The organism is Nocardioides pakistanensis, from assembly GCF_054781215.1.
On sequence record NZ_BAAGUV010000004.1, the window covers coordinates 24,163 to 38,985 of the forward strand.

The window sequence follows — 14,823 nt, forward strand, 5'->3', positions numbered from 1 at the left end:
CGGGGTCACAGGTCGCTGTCGGTGTCGGCCTCGACCTCGCCCGCGGGCCGGGCGTAGTCGAGGTCGAGCGGGCCGTCGTAGGCCGGCACCGTCACGTCGCTGTGCGGCAGCACGTCCCAGCCGAGCCCGTAGGCCTCGACGTAGTCGAGGTAGATGTCGATGTAGGGGCTCTCGTTGATCGAGGTGAGCATCGCCGCCGGGTCACCGATCGCCGTGATCACGTACGGCGGGGCGTACGGCACGCCGTGCAGCACGACCGTGCTGCCCACGCACTTGATGCCGGTGGTGGACACCACCCGCTGTCCCTGGACGGTCATCGCCTCGGCGCCGCCGGCCCACATCGCGTTGACCACGGCCTGGATGTCCTGCTGGTGCACGATCAGCAGGTTCGGGTCGAGCCCGGAGCCGACGATGCTGTCGCTCGAGGCGTCGTCGAGCGTGACGGTCAGACCGGGCCCGGACATCGCGGCCAGCCCGGCGGGCACCTCGAACTCGGCGGCCCGCTTGTGCGCCGCGCTGACCCCGGTGTCGGCGCGCCGCGCGCTGAGCCGCTCCACCTCGGCCTCGATGGCGTTGCGCTCCGCGCGCAGCTCGTCGACCTCCTCGGTCGCCTGGGCGACGACGCTGGACAGGTCGCCGTAGCGGCCGGCGCGCAGGTCGGTGCCGTCGGAGCTCACCGCACTGGTCACGAACAGCACACCGGCGACGCCGAACACGCCCGGCACCAGGAGCCGCCAGCCCAGCCCGCGGTTGCGATAGGTGCTCAGCCGGATGGCCCGGGCCGCGGCGATCCGGCGGCTCCACGTGTCGCGGACCAGCCGGGCGGGGCCGCGCGAACGCGGGGCTTCGGTCATCGCAGGCTCTTCGAGGGTCGGGGCGCGTCGAGTGCGCTTTCGTGGAGCGGACTGTGCCCGACTACGCTATCGGACGTCCCAAGCAGCCAGCCCTCGTGAGTACCAAGGAGTTCCAGGTGACCGACTCGAACCGCAACAAGGCCCGCCGCGGCGCAGGCACCGCCGGTTCCACCGCTCCCCGGTCGCTCGCTGCGGACCAGGGCGCCTCGATCTCCGTCGTGCGCACGGTCCTCGCGGCGCTGGTCACCGCGCTGGGGATCGCCTGGATGGCGGTCTACATCAACGTCGCCCAGGACGGCGAGCAGCTGACCTGGATGGGCGACCTGGCCCGGTGGAACTTCGTGATCGGCTTCGGCCTGCTCTTCATCGGACTGGCGCTGTTCGCCAACCCCGGCACCCCGCTGGGTCGCGGCCGCGGCGTCGTGGTCGGGATGCTCGGCTGCTTCCTGATCGGCCTGGTGTGGATCGTCGTCTACTACATGGCCGGCACGCCCACCAGCATCCCGGTGATCCGCAACCTCGAGGCCTACAACCTCGTGGTCGGGATCGGCTTCATGGCGGTCGGGTTCGTGTACGCGACCCGCTGGGAGTGAGCGTCGTACGACGCGCACAGCACGGCTAATCACACCGATGTGATTCATCCACAGGGGTTATCCCCAGTGTGGAAAAGCAGTGCCCCAGGGTGCTCGGACACAGGCGTGCACCCCGAGTTCTACCCGGCGCGTGAACGCGTGAAACCCCCCGAACAGGGGAGATGGGGCAAGCGCTCGGGCTCAGGTGAGGACGAGGGTCCGCGCCACGACCGCGGCCAGCACGGCCACGGCGAGCAGGGCGAGCCCGAGGCCCTGCCACGAGGAGCGGCGGCGCGGGCTGTAGACGAGCACGAGCGCGACCAGCACGCCGCCGACGAAACCGCCGAGGTGGCCCTGCCAGGAGATCAGCCCGCGGCCGAAGACGGTGATCATCACGTTGAGACCCAGCCACAGCAGGATCTGGCTGTAGTCGGCCCGGACCTTGACCGCGACGACGAGCAGCGCACCCATCAGGCCGAAGATTGCTCCGGAGGCCCCGACGGTGGGGGTGTACTCCGGGGAGAGCCAGTAGACGAACGCGCTTCCGGTGAGCCCGGAGAGGAAGTAGAGCACGAGGAAGCGGAGCCGCCCCACGGCCGCCTCCAGCTGCGGCCCGAGGAACCACAGCGCCAGCATGTTGAAGCCGACGTGCATGAGGTCGACGTGGGTGAACATCGTGGTGACCAGCTGCCACCAGGCCCCGTCGGCGACGCCCTCGACGAACCGGACGGTGCCGTCGGGGTAGAGGACCGGCCGGCCCAGGGCAAGCAGCGCGAGCCGGTCCACCCAGACGCTGGTCGCGCCGCCGGTGGCGGTGATCAGCAGCCAGACGGCGAGGTTGATCCCGATCAGGACCTGCGAGGTGAGCGCGGGGTTCTCCGAGCGGCGACCGCCGTACGGCCCCCGCCCGGCCCGCGTCGCCCGGGCACCCTCCTGCACGCACGTGGGGCACTGGAAACCCACCGCCGCCGGGTGCATGCAGTCCGGGCAGATCGGACGCTCGCACCGCTGGCAGCGGATGTGGGTCTCCCGGTCGGGGTGCCGGTAGCAGTACGGGGTGGTCCCCGTGCTCATCGCAGGTTCGTCGATCACAGGACTGGTGCCGGTCGGGGCAGGGTCAGCGACGCTCGACCTGAACCGACTCGATGACCACCGGGTCGGCCGGACGGTCGCCGGGGCCGGTCTTGGTGGTGGCGATCGCGTCGACGACGGCCTGGCTCTCGGCGTCCTCGACCTCACCGAAGATCGTGTGGCGGTTGTTCAGCCACGGGGTCTCGCCGACGGTGATGAAGAACTGCGAGCCGTTGGTGCCCGGCCCGGCGTTGGCCATCGCCAGCAGGTAGGGCTTGTTGAACGACAGCTCGGGGTGGAACTCGTCCTTGAAGGTGTAGCCCGGGCCACCGGTGCCGGTGCCGAGCGGACAGCCGCCCTGGATCATGAAGCCGTCGATCACCCGGTGGAAGCCGAGGCCGTCGTAGAAGCGGCCGGTCTTCTTCTCACCGGTCTCGGGGTCGGTGTACTCCTGGGTGCCCTCGGCGAGGCCGACGAAGTTGGCGACCGTCTTCGGTGCGTGGTTGGGGAACAGGTGGACGACGATGTCGCCCTTGTTGGTCTTCAGGGTCGCCCAGAGGTCCTCGGCCATCGAAGTCGCCTTTCGTCGGTGGTCGGACCGGGGTGCCGGCCCGTGTGCGCATCGATCCTCCCACGGTGGCCAAGGCGCGTCGTACGGCGGTCCGACGGTGCCTGGCCCAGGGTTTGATTCACATCACCTACACGGCATGATCGGGGCAGTAGCGGGCATCAACTCGTTCGAAGACCACGAAGAGAGGACACCTCGACGATGCGGAAGTCGAAGTCGAAGACGCACACGATGCGTGACCAGGCCGAGGAGGTCATGGAACGTCTCGCCCCCCACGTGGAGAGCGCCCGCGAGAAGGCCGCCCCCGTGCTCGCCGACGCGAAGCTCCGCGCCGCCGAGGCGCGGGAGAAGGCGGCGCCCTACGTCGCCGAGGCGAAGGAGCGCACGACCCCCGTGGTCGAGGGTGCCCGCACCAAGTTCACCACCGAGGTGCTCCCGGTGATCACCGCTGCCGTCGCCGCGGCGTCGGAGGCCACCGAGGAGGCCCGTGAGGAGGCGAAGAAGCGCGGTGCCGCGACCGCTGCCGCCCTCAAGGGTGAGGTCGAGGCGCCGAAGAAGTCGCACAAGCTGCGCACCTTCTTCCTGCTGCTCGGCCTGAGCGGTGTCGTCGCGTTCATCGCCAAGAAGCTGTCGGACCGCGAGGCGACCACCGCCTGGCAGTCGTCGTACACCCCGTCCCCCTCGAGCGAGCGCAGCTCGTCCGGCACCACGGGCAGCCCGCACGCCACCCCGTCGTACTCCGCCCCGGGCGTCGCCGCGACGGCGGACATGGACGACACCCCGATGGGCACCGCCGCGGCCGCTGCCGCCGCCGCGGCCCGCGACGAGGCCGGCGCCGGTCCCGACGAGGCGGCCGCCGACGCCGAAGAGCACCCGCACGCCGCGACCACGCCGGACAACCCGGCCGAGGAGATCAAGGTCGACGACGACAAGGCCTGACGCCGCGCCGCTGGTCGAGCTTGTCGAGACCCCGTCGAGATCCCCGCCCCGGTCACCGTCCTCGGTGACCGGGGCGGAGTCGTCTCGGGGCAGGGAGATCGACCGGCCGGTGCTCGTCGACCCAGTCGTCGATCTCCTCCCACCGGGAGAACAGCCAGTCGATCCGCTCCTGGCGCCCGGCCGGGATCTCACTGCGCGGCACCCGCCACCACCGCATGATGATCTGCTTGTCCATCGGGAGCTCGCGCCAGACGTCGGTGATGGTGAGCATGTGGTCCAGCCCGGTGTGCGCGACCAGCACCACGTCGGCGTCCGGGGCAGCGTCGAGTGCGGCCAGGAAGCCGCCCGGCCGTGGAGCGAGCACGTTCTGCATCCCCTCGGCCCGCTGGGCCATCGCGTCGAGCCCGAGCTTGCGCAGCTTCTCGATCGCCCGCTGCCGCCGCTGGGGGGTGAAGTTCCCGCCCTCGGGGAAGATCACGAACGCGTCGTTGTCGTCGAGGCCGCGAGCGAGCTCGCCGACCTCACGCTCCTGCTTGTCCGGCGGGTCGCCCTTCCGTGGCGGGGAGACGAACCGGGTGGGCACCCGTCCCAGCAGGATCCCGACCGCGGGGTCCCAGGCCAGGGTGTCCTTGAGCACCACCCGCGGCTCGCGGTGGTACCAGTGCATCAGCGCGTACATCAGCGTGAACGAGTCGCCCGGACCCGCGTGCCGGGAGCACACCAGCAGCGGGTGCCCGGGGAAGGCGTCGGGACTCGGGCCCTCGGTGACGATCTTCAGCCGCAGCACCCGGCGGGCCTCGCGGAAGAAGATGACCAGGTAGGTGCGCGCGAGGTCGTAGTGGATCCGCTCGAAGAACGGCCGCCGGAGGTACAGCCCGAACCCGGAGGCGATCCACAGCCCGAACAGCTCGACCAGGATCAGGCTCTCCAGGACCAGGTGCAGCAGGGCGACCCACAGCAGGCGCAGCGGCCGGAGCCGGCCGGGCACGACGGGGGAGAGCAGGGCGGCGCCGAGCACCCACAGCGGGATCGTGGTCAGGAGTACGACGGTCAGCACGATCACCAGCGGAGCGACCACCAGCCGCTGCACCAGACCGGTCACGACGGGGGCTCCTCGAGGTAGGCCAGGTAGGTCGACGTCGCGTCGTACGCGGCCTCGATCCGCTCGAGCACACCGGAGAAGTCGCGGTAGGCCAGCAGCGAGTCGTCCCGGGCCGAGCCGCCGCCGGTGGGCAGCACGTGAGCCGTCACGCCCTCGGGCAGGCCGGCCATCTCGCGGTTGAACCGATGCCGCCGGGCGATCTCGAAGGACACCCGGGCCACCTCCCACGGCCGGCGCGGCGGCTTCAGCGGGCGGTCGACCCGGCCGACCTGGAGCACGAAGATCCGGTCGGCGCCGACCTCGACGGCCCGTCCGACCGGGATCGAGTTCACGATCCCGCCGTCGAGGTAGTGCTCGTCACCGACCTTCGCGGGCCGCAGCAGGCCGGGGACGGCCGCCGACGCGACGACGGCGTCGACGACCCGGCCTTGCGTGAACCAGTGCTCGGCGGCCCGCTCGATGCTCGCCGCGCAGCACTGGAACTCGATCGCGAGCTCGTCGAAGGTCAGGTCGCCGAGCTCGGCCTCCAGCCGCCTGCGCAGGGGCCGCGAGGAGTGCAGGTGGGTGCCGGTGCGCACAGCGCGGGTCACCTGGCGCACGGCGCCGTCGCCGTACACCTCCTTGCCCGACACCGCGGTCTCCCAGAGCCCGACCAGCCGGTCGATCACGCCGGGTCCCGGGTCGGCCGCGACGAGCGCGCCGTTGAGCGCGCCGACCGAGGTGCCGAGGATGACGTCGGGCTCGATGCCGGCCTCGGCCAGTGCCCGGAGCATGCCGACCTCGACCGCGCCGAGCAGGCCACCGCCCCCGAGGACGAAGGCGGTCCGGGTCACCGGGTCAGGCCCCGGTGCCCGCGTCGGTGGTCGAGCCCCCGGTGGTCGAGCCCGTCGAGACCCCCGTGGCCGAGCCCCCGGTGGTCGAGCCCGTCGAGACCCCCGTGGCCGAGCCCCCGGTGGTCGAGCCCGTCGAGACCCCGGCAGCCTCCGCGGCGAGCCGGCGCTTCACGTCCTTCGTCGCCCGGTGCTCGGCCCAGAACGACAGCACCGGCACGGTGCCGGCGAGCAGGGTGACGACGGTGAACCCCAGGCTCCACTCCGCCCGGCGCGAGAGCATGAACGCGAACAGCAGGAAGATCATGTACAGCCAACCGTGCGCGACGCCGAGCGTGTGCGTGATCCACTCCCCGAGGTCGTGCGCGCCGCTGCCGGGGGTGGTCAGCTCCGGAGTCGAGGGGAAGATGCCCCACATCGAGGACCCGTCGAAGTTGGCCAGCGGGACGCCGACCAGGATCAGCACGATCAGCAGGACACCGACGACCGTGGCCATGATGCGGTAGGGGGTGAGCAGGGCTTTCACGGACCCGACGGTACCTCAGCGGCGGTGACGCGAGCCCGGCGCGACCGCTCGATCTCGTCCCTGGCCCAGCGCCACCACACGAAGACCACGAACCCGGCGAACACCCACCACTGCACGCCGTAGAGCAGGTTGCGCAAGCCCGTGTCGGAGCTCGGCTCGGGCATCGAGTCCGGGGTGACCGGCACGAGCCCGTCGGTGGCCGCGGTGGGCTCGGCCGACTCCGCGACGAGGAAGGCGCTGTACAGGTCCTGGTCCACCCGCTGGATCGCGTCGGCGATCCGGACCTCCGGGAGCAGGTCGTCGCGCGGGTCGTCGTCGGGCCGGCCGGTGCCCTCGGGCGGCTGCAGCCAACCGGTCAGCTCGACGCCGCCCTGCGGTGCGGCCGGTGCGGTCCGCGGGTCCGCGGTCCAGCCGCGTACGACGAGCAGGGCCGAGCTCGTGGCGCAGGCCGCCTCCTGCTCGCACACCGCGACCGGGGTCACCGCCCAGTAGCCGTCCCGGTCGTCGTGCTCGCGCCCGGTCACGTAGAAGGTCGACTCGGGCAGCCACCGGCCGCTGAGCTCCACGGGCCGGCCGACGGCCGAGCCGGGGAACGGGTCGTCGCCGTCGATCACCTCGCCGATCGGCACGGGTGCGAGGTCGGAGAGGTCCCGTGCGGCGGCTTCGCGCTCGGCCTGCCAGACGTCGAGCTGCCAGAGCCCGAGGCCCACCGCCGCGCCCGTGGCGACCAGCCCGACCAGGTGCAGGAGGAGAAGACGAGGAGCGACCAGCTCCCTCAGCACCCTCCACACGCCGCCCAGCCTAGAAGCCCCACCCCAACTCCAAGTAATGCGGGGTTATGGACACTCCACACGCGGCACACCGCTCGCGATCCGTCCACAGCACCGCAGAAGTGCGGTCATGCCTCCGGTCGGCCCATTCCAGATACTGGTCAGACCACTTGACCACAGACCAACCCCGGCAGCACGGTGTCGGACATGGCACTTCGACCCGTGGCCCGTCGGCTCGTCCCCGACGAGGTGTTCGACCAGATCCTGACCGAGGTCGTCGACGGCGGCCTCGCGCCCGGCGACAGCCTGCCCAGCGAGCGGCGGCTCGCGGAGGTCCTCGGCGTCTCACGTCCCGCGGTGCGCGAGGCGCTGCAGCGGATGGCGCAGGCGCGCCTCGTCGAGGTGCGACACGGCGGTGCGACCACGGTCCGCGAGTTCCGCCGCGCGGCGGGCCTCGACCTGCTCCCACGGCTGCTCGTGCGCAACGACGAGCTCGACGTCCGGGTCGCCCGCAGCATCCTGGAGGCCCGGCTCGCGATCGCCCCCGAGGTCGCCGCGCTCGCCGCGGAGCGGGGCAGCGCCGAGCTGCACGACGCGCTGGAGGGTGCGATCGAGACCCTCGCCGCGGACGACGACCCGGTGGCCCGCCAGTGTGCGGCGCTCGCGTTCTGGGACCACGTCGTCGACGGGGCGGACTCGGTCGTGTTCCGGCTGATGTTCAACAGCCTGCGTGCGGCGTACGAACCGGCGATCCACGCGCTCGCCGTACTCATGCAGGCCGAGGTCAGCCAGATCGACGCCTACCGCGAGGTCCGGGCGGCGATCGTCGCCCACGACCCGGTCGCCGCCCGGGCCGCGACCGAGCGCCTGCTCCGCCCGGCCACGACCGACCTGATCTCTGCCATCCACGACCTGGAGGAAGCCTGATGACCCGGACGTCACCCGAGATCGAGAAGCTCGCCCGCCAGCAGGTGGCCGCCGATGAGGCGCGGATCACCGGATCGCGCCGCACCAGCGTAAGCCTGGCGGAGGCCTGGCGTGCCTTCCTGCGCCACCCTTCCCCGTGGATGATCGGCGGCACGGTGGCGTTCGCGGTCACAGGCCGCGCCGTGGTCGGTGACCTGCGCTGGACCGATGCGCTGGTGCCGGTGGCGCTGCTCGCCGCGATGCCGTTCGTGGAGTGGGTGATCCACGTGTTCATCCTGCACTGGAAGCCGCGACGGCTCGGCCCGGTCGCGGTCGACCCGTTGCTGGCCCGCAAGCACCGCGAGCACCACGCGGACCCACGCGCCATCCCGTTGGTGTTCATCCCCTGGCAGGCACTGCTCTGGCTGCTGCCCACGCTGGTGGCGATCGCGTTCCTCGTCTTCCCGCGCACCGGCCTGGGGCTCACCTTCCTGGTCACGGTCACCACGTTGCTGTCGGTCTACGAGTGGACGCACTACCTGCTGCACTCCGACTACCGGCCGCGATCGAAGGCGTACCGCGCGATCTGGCGCAACCACCGGCTGCACCACTACAAGAGCGAGCACTACTGGTTCACCGTGACCACGGCCGGCATCGCCGACCGGGTGTTCGGCACCTATCCGGACCCGAGCACGGTGCAGACCTCCCCGACCGTCCGCGCCCTGCACGCCACCGAGGCGGGCTGAGGGTCGGGACTCAGCGGCTCGAGACGGCGACCCGCAGGCCGAGGGCCACCAGCACCGTGCCGCTCGCCGCCTCCAGCCGAGCCCTGACCCGAGGCGTCCGGAACCAGCCGCCGGCGCGGGCCACCGCCGCGGCGAGGCCGAGGTAGAGCCCGGTCTCCAGGGCCACCTGGAGCACGGCGAGCATCGCCGTGGTGGTGAACAGGGGCCGGTCCGCGGGCACGAACTGCGGGTAGAAGGCGAGCATGAACACCGCCGCCTTCGGGTTGGCCAGCTGCACGGCGACCGCCTCGGCGAAGGCCCGCCGGCCCCGACCAGGCGAGCGAGGAGCCGACCGGATCGCGTCCGGGGCGTCAGGCGGTCCCGCAGCAGGGTCGAGCTCCGGACCTGCAACCCGGCCGAGTGCGCGTGCCGCTCGGGACTCGGCTCGGGCCGCACCCCAGGCGCGGACGCCGAGGTAGACCAGGACCCCGGCGCCCACCACCCGGAGCACGAGGTAGGCCACCTCCGAGGCGGCGACCAAAGCGGCCAGTCCACCGGCGGCGGCCAACGCCCACAGGTACAGCCCGACCTCGAGCCCGAGCACGGTCGGGACCGTGGCGCGGAACCCGTCGAGTGCCGCCCGGCGCAGGATCAGCGCCACCGCCGGTCCCGGCGACGCCGAGATCAGTACGACGGCCACCACGAACGCGGGGAGCGAGCCGACCAGGTCCATCCCGCGAGTGTGACACCGGCTCGCCCACACGAGCACCGGGTTTCCACCGTCGGAGGACCACCCGGGCGGCCACCTGGAACTGGGCGATCAGCTCTCGCCGTTGCGCATCCACGACGGCGGCGGTGGGGGCGGCGCGCTGGGCGTGATCGGCGCGGACCGCTCCTCGGCCACCGGCGCGGCCGGCGGTCCGGGCGGTGTTGCGGCCGGCGGCCCGGCCGGCGGAGGAGTGGCGGCGCCCGGAGGCGGCGGCACGGTCCCAGCGGCTGCCACGGCGGTGTGCAGGGCGAAGCTGCGGATCTCTCCGCGTGCCTCCATCGCGCGCAGGGCCTCCATCACCCGCTCGCGGTCGTCCGGGGATACCGCCCTGCCGTTCGCCTCGAGATAGGTGAGCACCCCGAGGTCGCGCAAGTACTTGTCTGCCTCGGCGCCCGGGCCGCCGAGCCCGGAGCTCGCCAGTGCAGTGTCCGCCTTCGCCGCCAGCTCGGACGCCGTGGCCCGTGCCTTGTCCAAGAAGCCCATGTCGACACCTCCAGACCGGGTGCGCCTCGCACACCGTTCACCTCGAAGCCTACGCACGCGCGCCCTCGGCTCACTAATGTTTCGAGAGGACCGGTCCGCGCGCGACGCGGGCCCCACGACGCACAAGGGAGCACCGCATGGCCATCCACGGATCGCTGTTCACCGACTTCAAGGAGAACGCCTCCCAGGACCCGTTCTCGCTGCAGAACAAGAAGCTGCTGAAGATCCAGATGGGTTACGGACCGGTCTGGGCCCGGACCGGGTCGATGGTCGCCTACCAGGGAGACATCCGCTTCGAGAACAAGGGTTCCGGCGGCCTGGGGAAGATGTTCAAGGCGGCCGTCACCGGCGAAGGCGTGGACATGATGCAGTGCACCGGCCAGGGTGAGCTGTTCGTCGCCGACCAGGCGTCGGAGATCCAGGTGATGTACCTCGAGAACGACGCGATCTCGGTCAACGGCAACAACGTGCTCGCCTTCTCCTCCTCGATCGAGTGGGACATCCACCGGATCCAGGCGCGCGGCGCGGCGATGACCGGCGGCCTCTACAACGTGTCGCTGCGCGGCACCGGGTACGTCGCGATCACCACCAAGGGTGAGCCGGTCGCGCTCGACGTTGCCAGCGCCCCGACGTTCGGCGACGCGCAGGCCGTGGTGCTGTGGACGTCTGGGGTCAGCATGGACGTCCGGGTCGACACCGGTGGCCTGAAGTCGATGATCCGCGGCGGCACGGGGGAGACCTTCCAGATGGCCTTCGGCGGCCAGGGCTACGTGCTGGTCCAGCCGAGCGAGTCCGTGGTCCAGGGCGGTGCCCAGGCCGCCGGCGAGAAGGGCGGCGGCCTCGGCGGCCTGCTCGGCGGCTGAGCATGCCGGTGCCCGTCGTACCTCTGGACTCAGGGGTACGACGGGCACCGGGTCGAACTAGTACTGGAAGCGGGCGACCAGCTGCTGCATCTCAGCGGCCATCCGCGCCAGCTCTTCAGCGGCCTGGCTCGTCGACCCGGCCGCGGCCGTGGTGTCGGCAGCGGCGCGGGCCACACCGGTCACGTTCTGCGCGATGTCGCTGGACCCGGTTGCCGCCTCGGCGACGTTGCGGCTCATCTCGTTCGTGGTCGCGGTCTGCTCCTCGACCGCCGAGGCGATCGTCTGCTGGGCGTCGCTGATCCGGGCGATGATCCCGCTGATCTGCGCGATCGCCGACACGGCGGCGTCGGTGTCGGTCTGGATCGCCTCGATCCGACGCGAGATGTCCTCGGTCGCCTTGCTGGTCTCCTGTGCCAGCTCCTTGACCTCGTTGGCCACGACCGCGAACCCCTTGCCGGCCTCACCGGCCCGAGCCGCCTCGATGGTGGCGTTGAGTGCCAGCAGGTTGGTCTGTTCGGCGATCGAGTTGATCACCTTGATCACGTTGCCGACCTCGGTGGAGGACTCACCCAGCTTCGCCACCGTGCTCGTCGTCGTCTCGGCAACCTGGACGGCCTGTGCCGCAACCCCGGCGGCCGAGGACGCGTTCTGCGCGATCTCCCGGATCGAGGCCGACATCTCCTCGGTGCCGGTGGCCACCGTCTGCACGTTGCGGGAGACCTGCTCGGCCGCGGCCGAGACCAGACCTGCCTGCTGCGCCGACTCCTGTGCCGAGCCAGACATCTGGCCCGACACCGAGGACAGCTCCTCCGACGCCGACGCCAACGCCTGCGAGTTCCCGTCGATGCGCGACATCGAGTCCGACAGCGTCTCGAGCGCCGCGTTCAGGGCGACCGCCATCTGACCGACCTCGTCGCGTGAGTCCACCTCGAGGCGCTCGGTCAGCCGCCCGGCCGCCAGGCCCTGCAGCACCTCGACGGCTCGGCCCAGCGGCTTGGCGACCAGCCGGGCGATGAAGAGCCCGAGCACCACGGACAGCGCGGCTGCGCCGATGATCAGGCCGATGATGAGGGCATGCGCCATGGCGGTGGAGTCGGTGGACTCGGCGAGCGAGTCGGCGGCATCGGCGCGCTCGTCCTCGAGGATCTTGTCCACGGTCGCCGCGATCTCGGTCGTGATCGGGGCCATCTCCACCTCGCGGACCTTCCGGAAGTTCTCCAGATCGTTGGCCTCTGCCAGCGGGACCGCCTTGCTGTCCCGCACCTCGCGGTAGTCGCTCAGCAGACCCTCCAGCTGGTCCGCCAGCGCCATCTCCTCGGCGGTCCGGTCGAGGTTGCGGTAGTCGGTGAGGGCGTCCTCGATCAGACCGTCCAGCTCCGCGATCCGCTGCTTGACCGCCTGCACACTCGCCTTGTCGGTGCTGACGGCGACGTCGAGGACCCGGAAGCGCATCGCCTCGACGTTGGTCTCGATCGAACCGACGTGATCGAGGCCGGTCAGGCTCTCGTCGTACATCACCTTCAGCCGCTGCTCGGCGTCGCCCAGCCGGACCACCCCGACCCAGCCGACCATGACCATCAGCAGCACCACGATCAGGAATCCGCTGAGCATCTTCGTCGAGGTGCGCAGGTCGCGGATCCTCGCCAGTCGGCCACGCTGGTCGGTCGTGTTGTTCTCGTCGCCGCTCATCCGGCTTCCCCGTTCATCCAGGCAGGGTCTCCTACGGCCCTGCTCCCGGTGACCACCCGGTGCAGCCACCTCGGGGGTGTCATCGACGGGGCCCGGAGTCACCCGAGCAAATGGTCTAGACATGGGACCAAAGTCCCGATCGCCCCGGATCCGAAGGAAGAAGGGTGACGCCCGCCGAACCGGAACGGGGGAACCGGTTGCGGCGGGCGCCACGTCTGGAGAGCCGTTGCGGTGAGCTAGTACTGGAAGCGGGCGACCAGCTGCTGCATCTCAGCCGCCATCCGCGCCAGCTCCTCGGCCGCCTGCGACGTGGACGCCGCAGCAGCAGTGGTGTCGTTCGCGGTCCGCGCCACACCGGTCACGTTCTGCGCGATATCACTGGACCCGGTCGCCGCCTCAGCCACATTGCGACTCATCTCGTTCGTCGTCGCCGTCTGCTCCTCCACCGCCGACGCAATCGTGTTCTGCGTGTCATTGATCCGCGCGATGATCGCCGAGATCTCCCCGATCGCCTCCACCGCAGCAGAGGTATCGGACTGGATCGCCTCGATCCGACGAGAAATGTCCTCCGTCGCCTTCGACGTCTCCTGCGCCAACTCCTTCACCTCGTTCGCCACCACCGCGAACCCCTTACCGGCCTCACCAGCACGAGCCGCCTCGATCGTCGCGTTCAACGCCAACAGGTTCGTCTGCTCCGCGATCGAGTTGATCACCTTGATCACATTCCCGACCTCCGACGAGGACTCACCCAGCTTCGCCACCGTGCTCGTCGTCGTCTCCGCCACCTGCACCGCCTGCGCCGCAACCCCCGCAGCAGACGACGCGTTCTGCGCGATCTCCCGAATCGACGCCGACATCTCCTCCGTCCCCGTCGCCACCGTCTGCACGTTGCGCGACACCTGCTCCGCAGCCGCCGACACCAAACCCGCCTGCGACGCCGACTCAGCAGCCGAACCAGACATCTGACCCGACACGCTCGAGAGCTCCTCCGACGCCGACGCCAACGCCTGCGAGTTGTGATCGATCTGGCTCATCGAATCCCGCAGCTGATCCATCGCCGCGTTCAACGCCACCGCCATCTGACCCACCTCATCCGCCGAGTCCACCTCCAACCGCTGGTCGAGCCGACCCGCAGCCAGGTGCTCCAGGACGGTGACGGTGCGCCCGAGCCGCCCGGCGATCCCGCGGCTCACGGCGACGGCGAAGGCCATCGCGAGCAGCAGGGACAGCACGAACACCACCAGCATCTCCATGACGACCGTCGTTCTGACCCCCTCCTCGGCCGCGGTGGCTTCGGCGACCGCCTTATCGGCGTCGGCACGCAGCTCCTCGAGGATCCCGTCCAGCTCGCTGTTGCGCTCCTTGACCTCGGCCTGCCGCGCCGTCGCCGCCCGGGGGTCGGTGCCCGCGAGAGCGACGAAGTCGGCGACGAAGTCGTCGTAGCCCTCCAAGGCGGTCTCCATCGCGCCGTACTCGGCCTCCATCTCAGCCGTGGCCTCGAACGTCTTCAGCTCCGCCACCACGTCCTTGGTGCTGGCGATGTCGTCAGCCGCGTCCGCGGCGACCACGTCGAGGTCGGGCTCGGTGAGGGCGCGCAAGGCGTCGACCTTGACCTCGCTGATCCGGTTGTCGAGGTGGTAGAGCTTCCCCGACGCCGACTGCAGGTCCGAGGCGATGTTGGACTGGTGCTCGATGTCGTTCAAGCCGTTGTAGGCCAGGGCACCCATGATCACCGCCGGCGCGAGCGCCACGGCAGTGAGCGTCATCAGCTTCTTGAGTGTGCTCAGGTTTCGGAAGAAGCCGAGCGCGGACCGCTGGCCCTGCGGCTTTCCGGGAGGGGTCGCCGGTCCTTCTGCGGGCGCGACGGCGGTCGCGTCGAGGGTGCTGCTCATGATGTTTCCTTCGTCTATGGCCAGCCAGCCCCTCCCCAGGGGCAGTCGGCGAGCGGGGTTCGAGAACTCTCGAACCGCGCATCCTGCCTACGTCAGACAAGATGTTCGGGACGAGGGACAGATCGGACTGTGAGCCGGCCCACTTGAGCCCACTAGTTGAATCTTGACTCTCTGGGCTAGGCCAGAGCGCGTGGGGCCTCTGCTGCGGCTGATCTGCCTCAGGTCACGGCAACGAAGGCCGATAAGGCACAGAAAACCCCTCCT

At 70.7% G+C, this 14,823-nt stretch carries 16 protein-coding genes; 5 read left to right on the forward strand and 11 right to left on the reverse strand.

The window, feature by feature from the left end:
* Nucleotides 1–5 precede the first annotated feature (5 nt).
* A complete protein-coding gene (locus ACYVIH_RS01535) occupies nucleotides 6–854 on the reverse strand; it encodes a DUF881 domain-containing protein (RefSeq protein WP_460865181.1) in 849 nt (282 codons plus the stop codon).
* 116 nt (nucleotides 855–970) lie between these two features.
* Here ACYVIH_RS01535 and ACYVIH_RS01540 point away from each other — a divergent pair, with 116 nt between their 5' ends.
* Nucleotides 971–1,447, forward strand: coding sequence for a cell division protein CrgA (locus ACYVIH_RS01540; RefSeq protein ID WP_460865186.1), 477 nt, complete (start codon nucleotides 971–973; stop codon nucleotides 1,445–1,447).
* Between the two features lie 180 nt (nucleotides 1,448–1,627).
* Here ACYVIH_RS01540 and ACYVIH_RS01545 read toward each other — a convergent pair whose 3' ends face one another.
* Together ACYVIH_RS01545 and ACYVIH_RS01550 are read right to left on the reverse strand one after the other, a co-directional pair.
* On the reverse strand, nucleotides 1,628–2,500 hold the full coding sequence (locus tag ACYVIH_RS01545) for a rhomboid family intramembrane serine protease (RefSeq protein ID WP_460865187.1): 873 nt from the start codon (nucleotides 2,498–2,500) through the stop codon (nucleotides 1,628–1,630).
* 43 nt (nucleotides 2,501–2,543) lie between these two features.
* Nucleotides 2,544–3,068 carry a peptidylprolyl isomerase gene (locus tag ACYVIH_RS01550; protein ID WP_460865190.1) on the reverse strand — a complete coding sequence of 175 codons (525 nt, stop codon included), beginning with the start codon at nucleotides 3,066–3,068 and terminating at the stop codon, nucleotides 2,544–2,546.
* Nucleotides 3,069–3,266: 198 nt separating this feature from the next.
* On the opposite strand from ACYVIH_RS01550, the gene ACYVIH_RS01555 reads away from it, so the two are divergent.
* A complete protein-coding gene (locus ACYVIH_RS01555) occupies nucleotides 3,267–4,004 on the forward strand; it encodes a hypothetical protein (RefSeq protein WP_460865192.1) in 738 nt (245 codons plus the stop codon).
* Between the two features lie 52 nt (nucleotides 4,005–4,056).
* Here ACYVIH_RS01555 and ACYVIH_RS01560 read toward each other — a convergent pair whose 3' ends face one another.
* The 4 genes from ACYVIH_RS01560 to ACYVIH_RS01575 are packed head-to-tail and all read right to left on the reverse strand — an operon-like array spanning nucleotide 4,057 to nucleotide 7,253.
* A complete protein-coding gene (locus tag ACYVIH_RS01560) occupies nucleotides 4,057–5,106 on the reverse strand; it encodes a 1-acyl-sn-glycerol-3-phosphate acyltransferase (protein ID WP_460865194.1) in 1,050 nt (349 codons plus the stop codon).
* Nucleotides 5,103–5,939 carry a patatin-like phospholipase family protein gene (locus ACYVIH_RS01565; RefSeq protein WP_460865197.1) on the reverse strand — a complete coding sequence of 279 codons (837 nt, stop codon included), beginning with the start codon at nucleotides 5,937–5,939 and terminating at the stop codon, nucleotides 5,103–5,105. Before ACYVIH_RS01565 ends, ACYVIH_RS01560 begins: the two co-directional genes overlap by 4 nt.
* A 4-nt stretch (nucleotides 5,940–5,943) precedes the next feature.
* A complete protein-coding gene (locus tag ACYVIH_RS01570; protein WP_460865199.1) occupies nucleotides 5,944–6,462 on the reverse strand; it encodes a DUF3817 domain-containing protein in 519 nt (172 codons plus the stop codon).
* Entirely contained in the window at nucleotides 6,459–7,253 is a 795-nt protein-coding gene (locus tag ACYVIH_RS01575; protein ID WP_460865202.1) for an SURF1 family protein, read from the reverse strand. The genes ACYVIH_RS01570 and ACYVIH_RS01575 overlap by 4 nt, the downstream gene beginning before the upstream one ends.
* Before the next feature lie 186 nt (nucleotides 7,254–7,439).
* Between ACYVIH_RS01575 and ACYVIH_RS01580 the strand changes: the two genes are divergently transcribed.
* Together ACYVIH_RS01580 and ACYVIH_RS01585 are read left to right on the forward strand one after the other, a co-directional pair.
* A complete protein-coding gene (locus ACYVIH_RS01580; RefSeq protein ID WP_460865204.1) occupies nucleotides 7,440–8,159 on the forward strand; it encodes a FadR/GntR family transcriptional regulator in 720 nt (239 codons plus the stop codon).
* Nucleotides 8,159–8,884 (forward strand): sterol desaturase family protein, encoded by a 726-nt coding sequence (locus ACYVIH_RS01585; protein WP_460865207.1) that lies wholly within the window; start codon nucleotides 8,159–8,161, stop codon nucleotides 8,882–8,884. The genes ACYVIH_RS01580 and ACYVIH_RS01585 overlap by 1 nt, the downstream gene beginning before the upstream one ends.
* Nucleotides 8,885–8,894: 10 nt before the next feature.
* Here the strand turns inward: ACYVIH_RS01585 and ACYVIH_RS01590 are convergent, their stop codons facing one another.
* Nucleotides 8,895–9,596 (reverse strand): LysE family translocator, encoded by a 702-nt coding sequence (locus ACYVIH_RS01590; RefSeq protein ID WP_460865210.1) that lies wholly within the window; start codon nucleotides 9,594–9,596, stop codon nucleotides 8,895–8,897.
* A gap of 87 nt (nucleotides 9,597–9,683) precedes the next feature.
* Nucleotides 9,684–10,115 carry a hypothetical protein gene (locus tag ACYVIH_RS01595; protein WP_460865214.1) on the reverse strand — a complete coding sequence of 144 codons (432 nt, stop codon included), beginning with the start codon at nucleotides 10,113–10,115 and terminating at the stop codon, nucleotides 9,684–9,686.
* Between the two features lie 137 nt (nucleotides 10,116–10,252).
* Between ACYVIH_RS01595 and ACYVIH_RS01600 the strand changes: the two genes are divergently transcribed.
* Nucleotides 10,253–10,978 carry an AIM24 family protein gene (locus ACYVIH_RS01600; protein WP_460865215.1) on the forward strand — a complete coding sequence of 242 codons (726 nt, stop codon included), beginning with the start codon at nucleotides 10,253–10,255 and terminating at the stop codon, nucleotides 10,976–10,978.
* Between the two features lie 57 nt (nucleotides 10,979–11,035).
* On the opposite strand, the gene ACYVIH_RS01605 is transcribed toward ACYVIH_RS01600, so the two are convergent.
* Nucleotides 11,036–12,667 (reverse strand): methyl-accepting chemotaxis protein, encoded by a 1,632-nt coding sequence (locus ACYVIH_RS01605; RefSeq protein WP_460865217.1) that lies wholly within the window; start codon nucleotides 12,665–12,667, stop codon nucleotides 11,036–11,038.
* Between the two features lie 236 nt (nucleotides 12,668–12,903).
* Nucleotides 12,904–14,559 (reverse strand): methyl-accepting chemotaxis protein, encoded by a 1,656-nt coding sequence (locus ACYVIH_RS01610; protein WP_460865219.1) that lies wholly within the window; start codon nucleotides 14,557–14,559, stop codon nucleotides 12,904–12,906.
* Nucleotides 14,560–14,823: the final 264 nt, after the last annotated feature.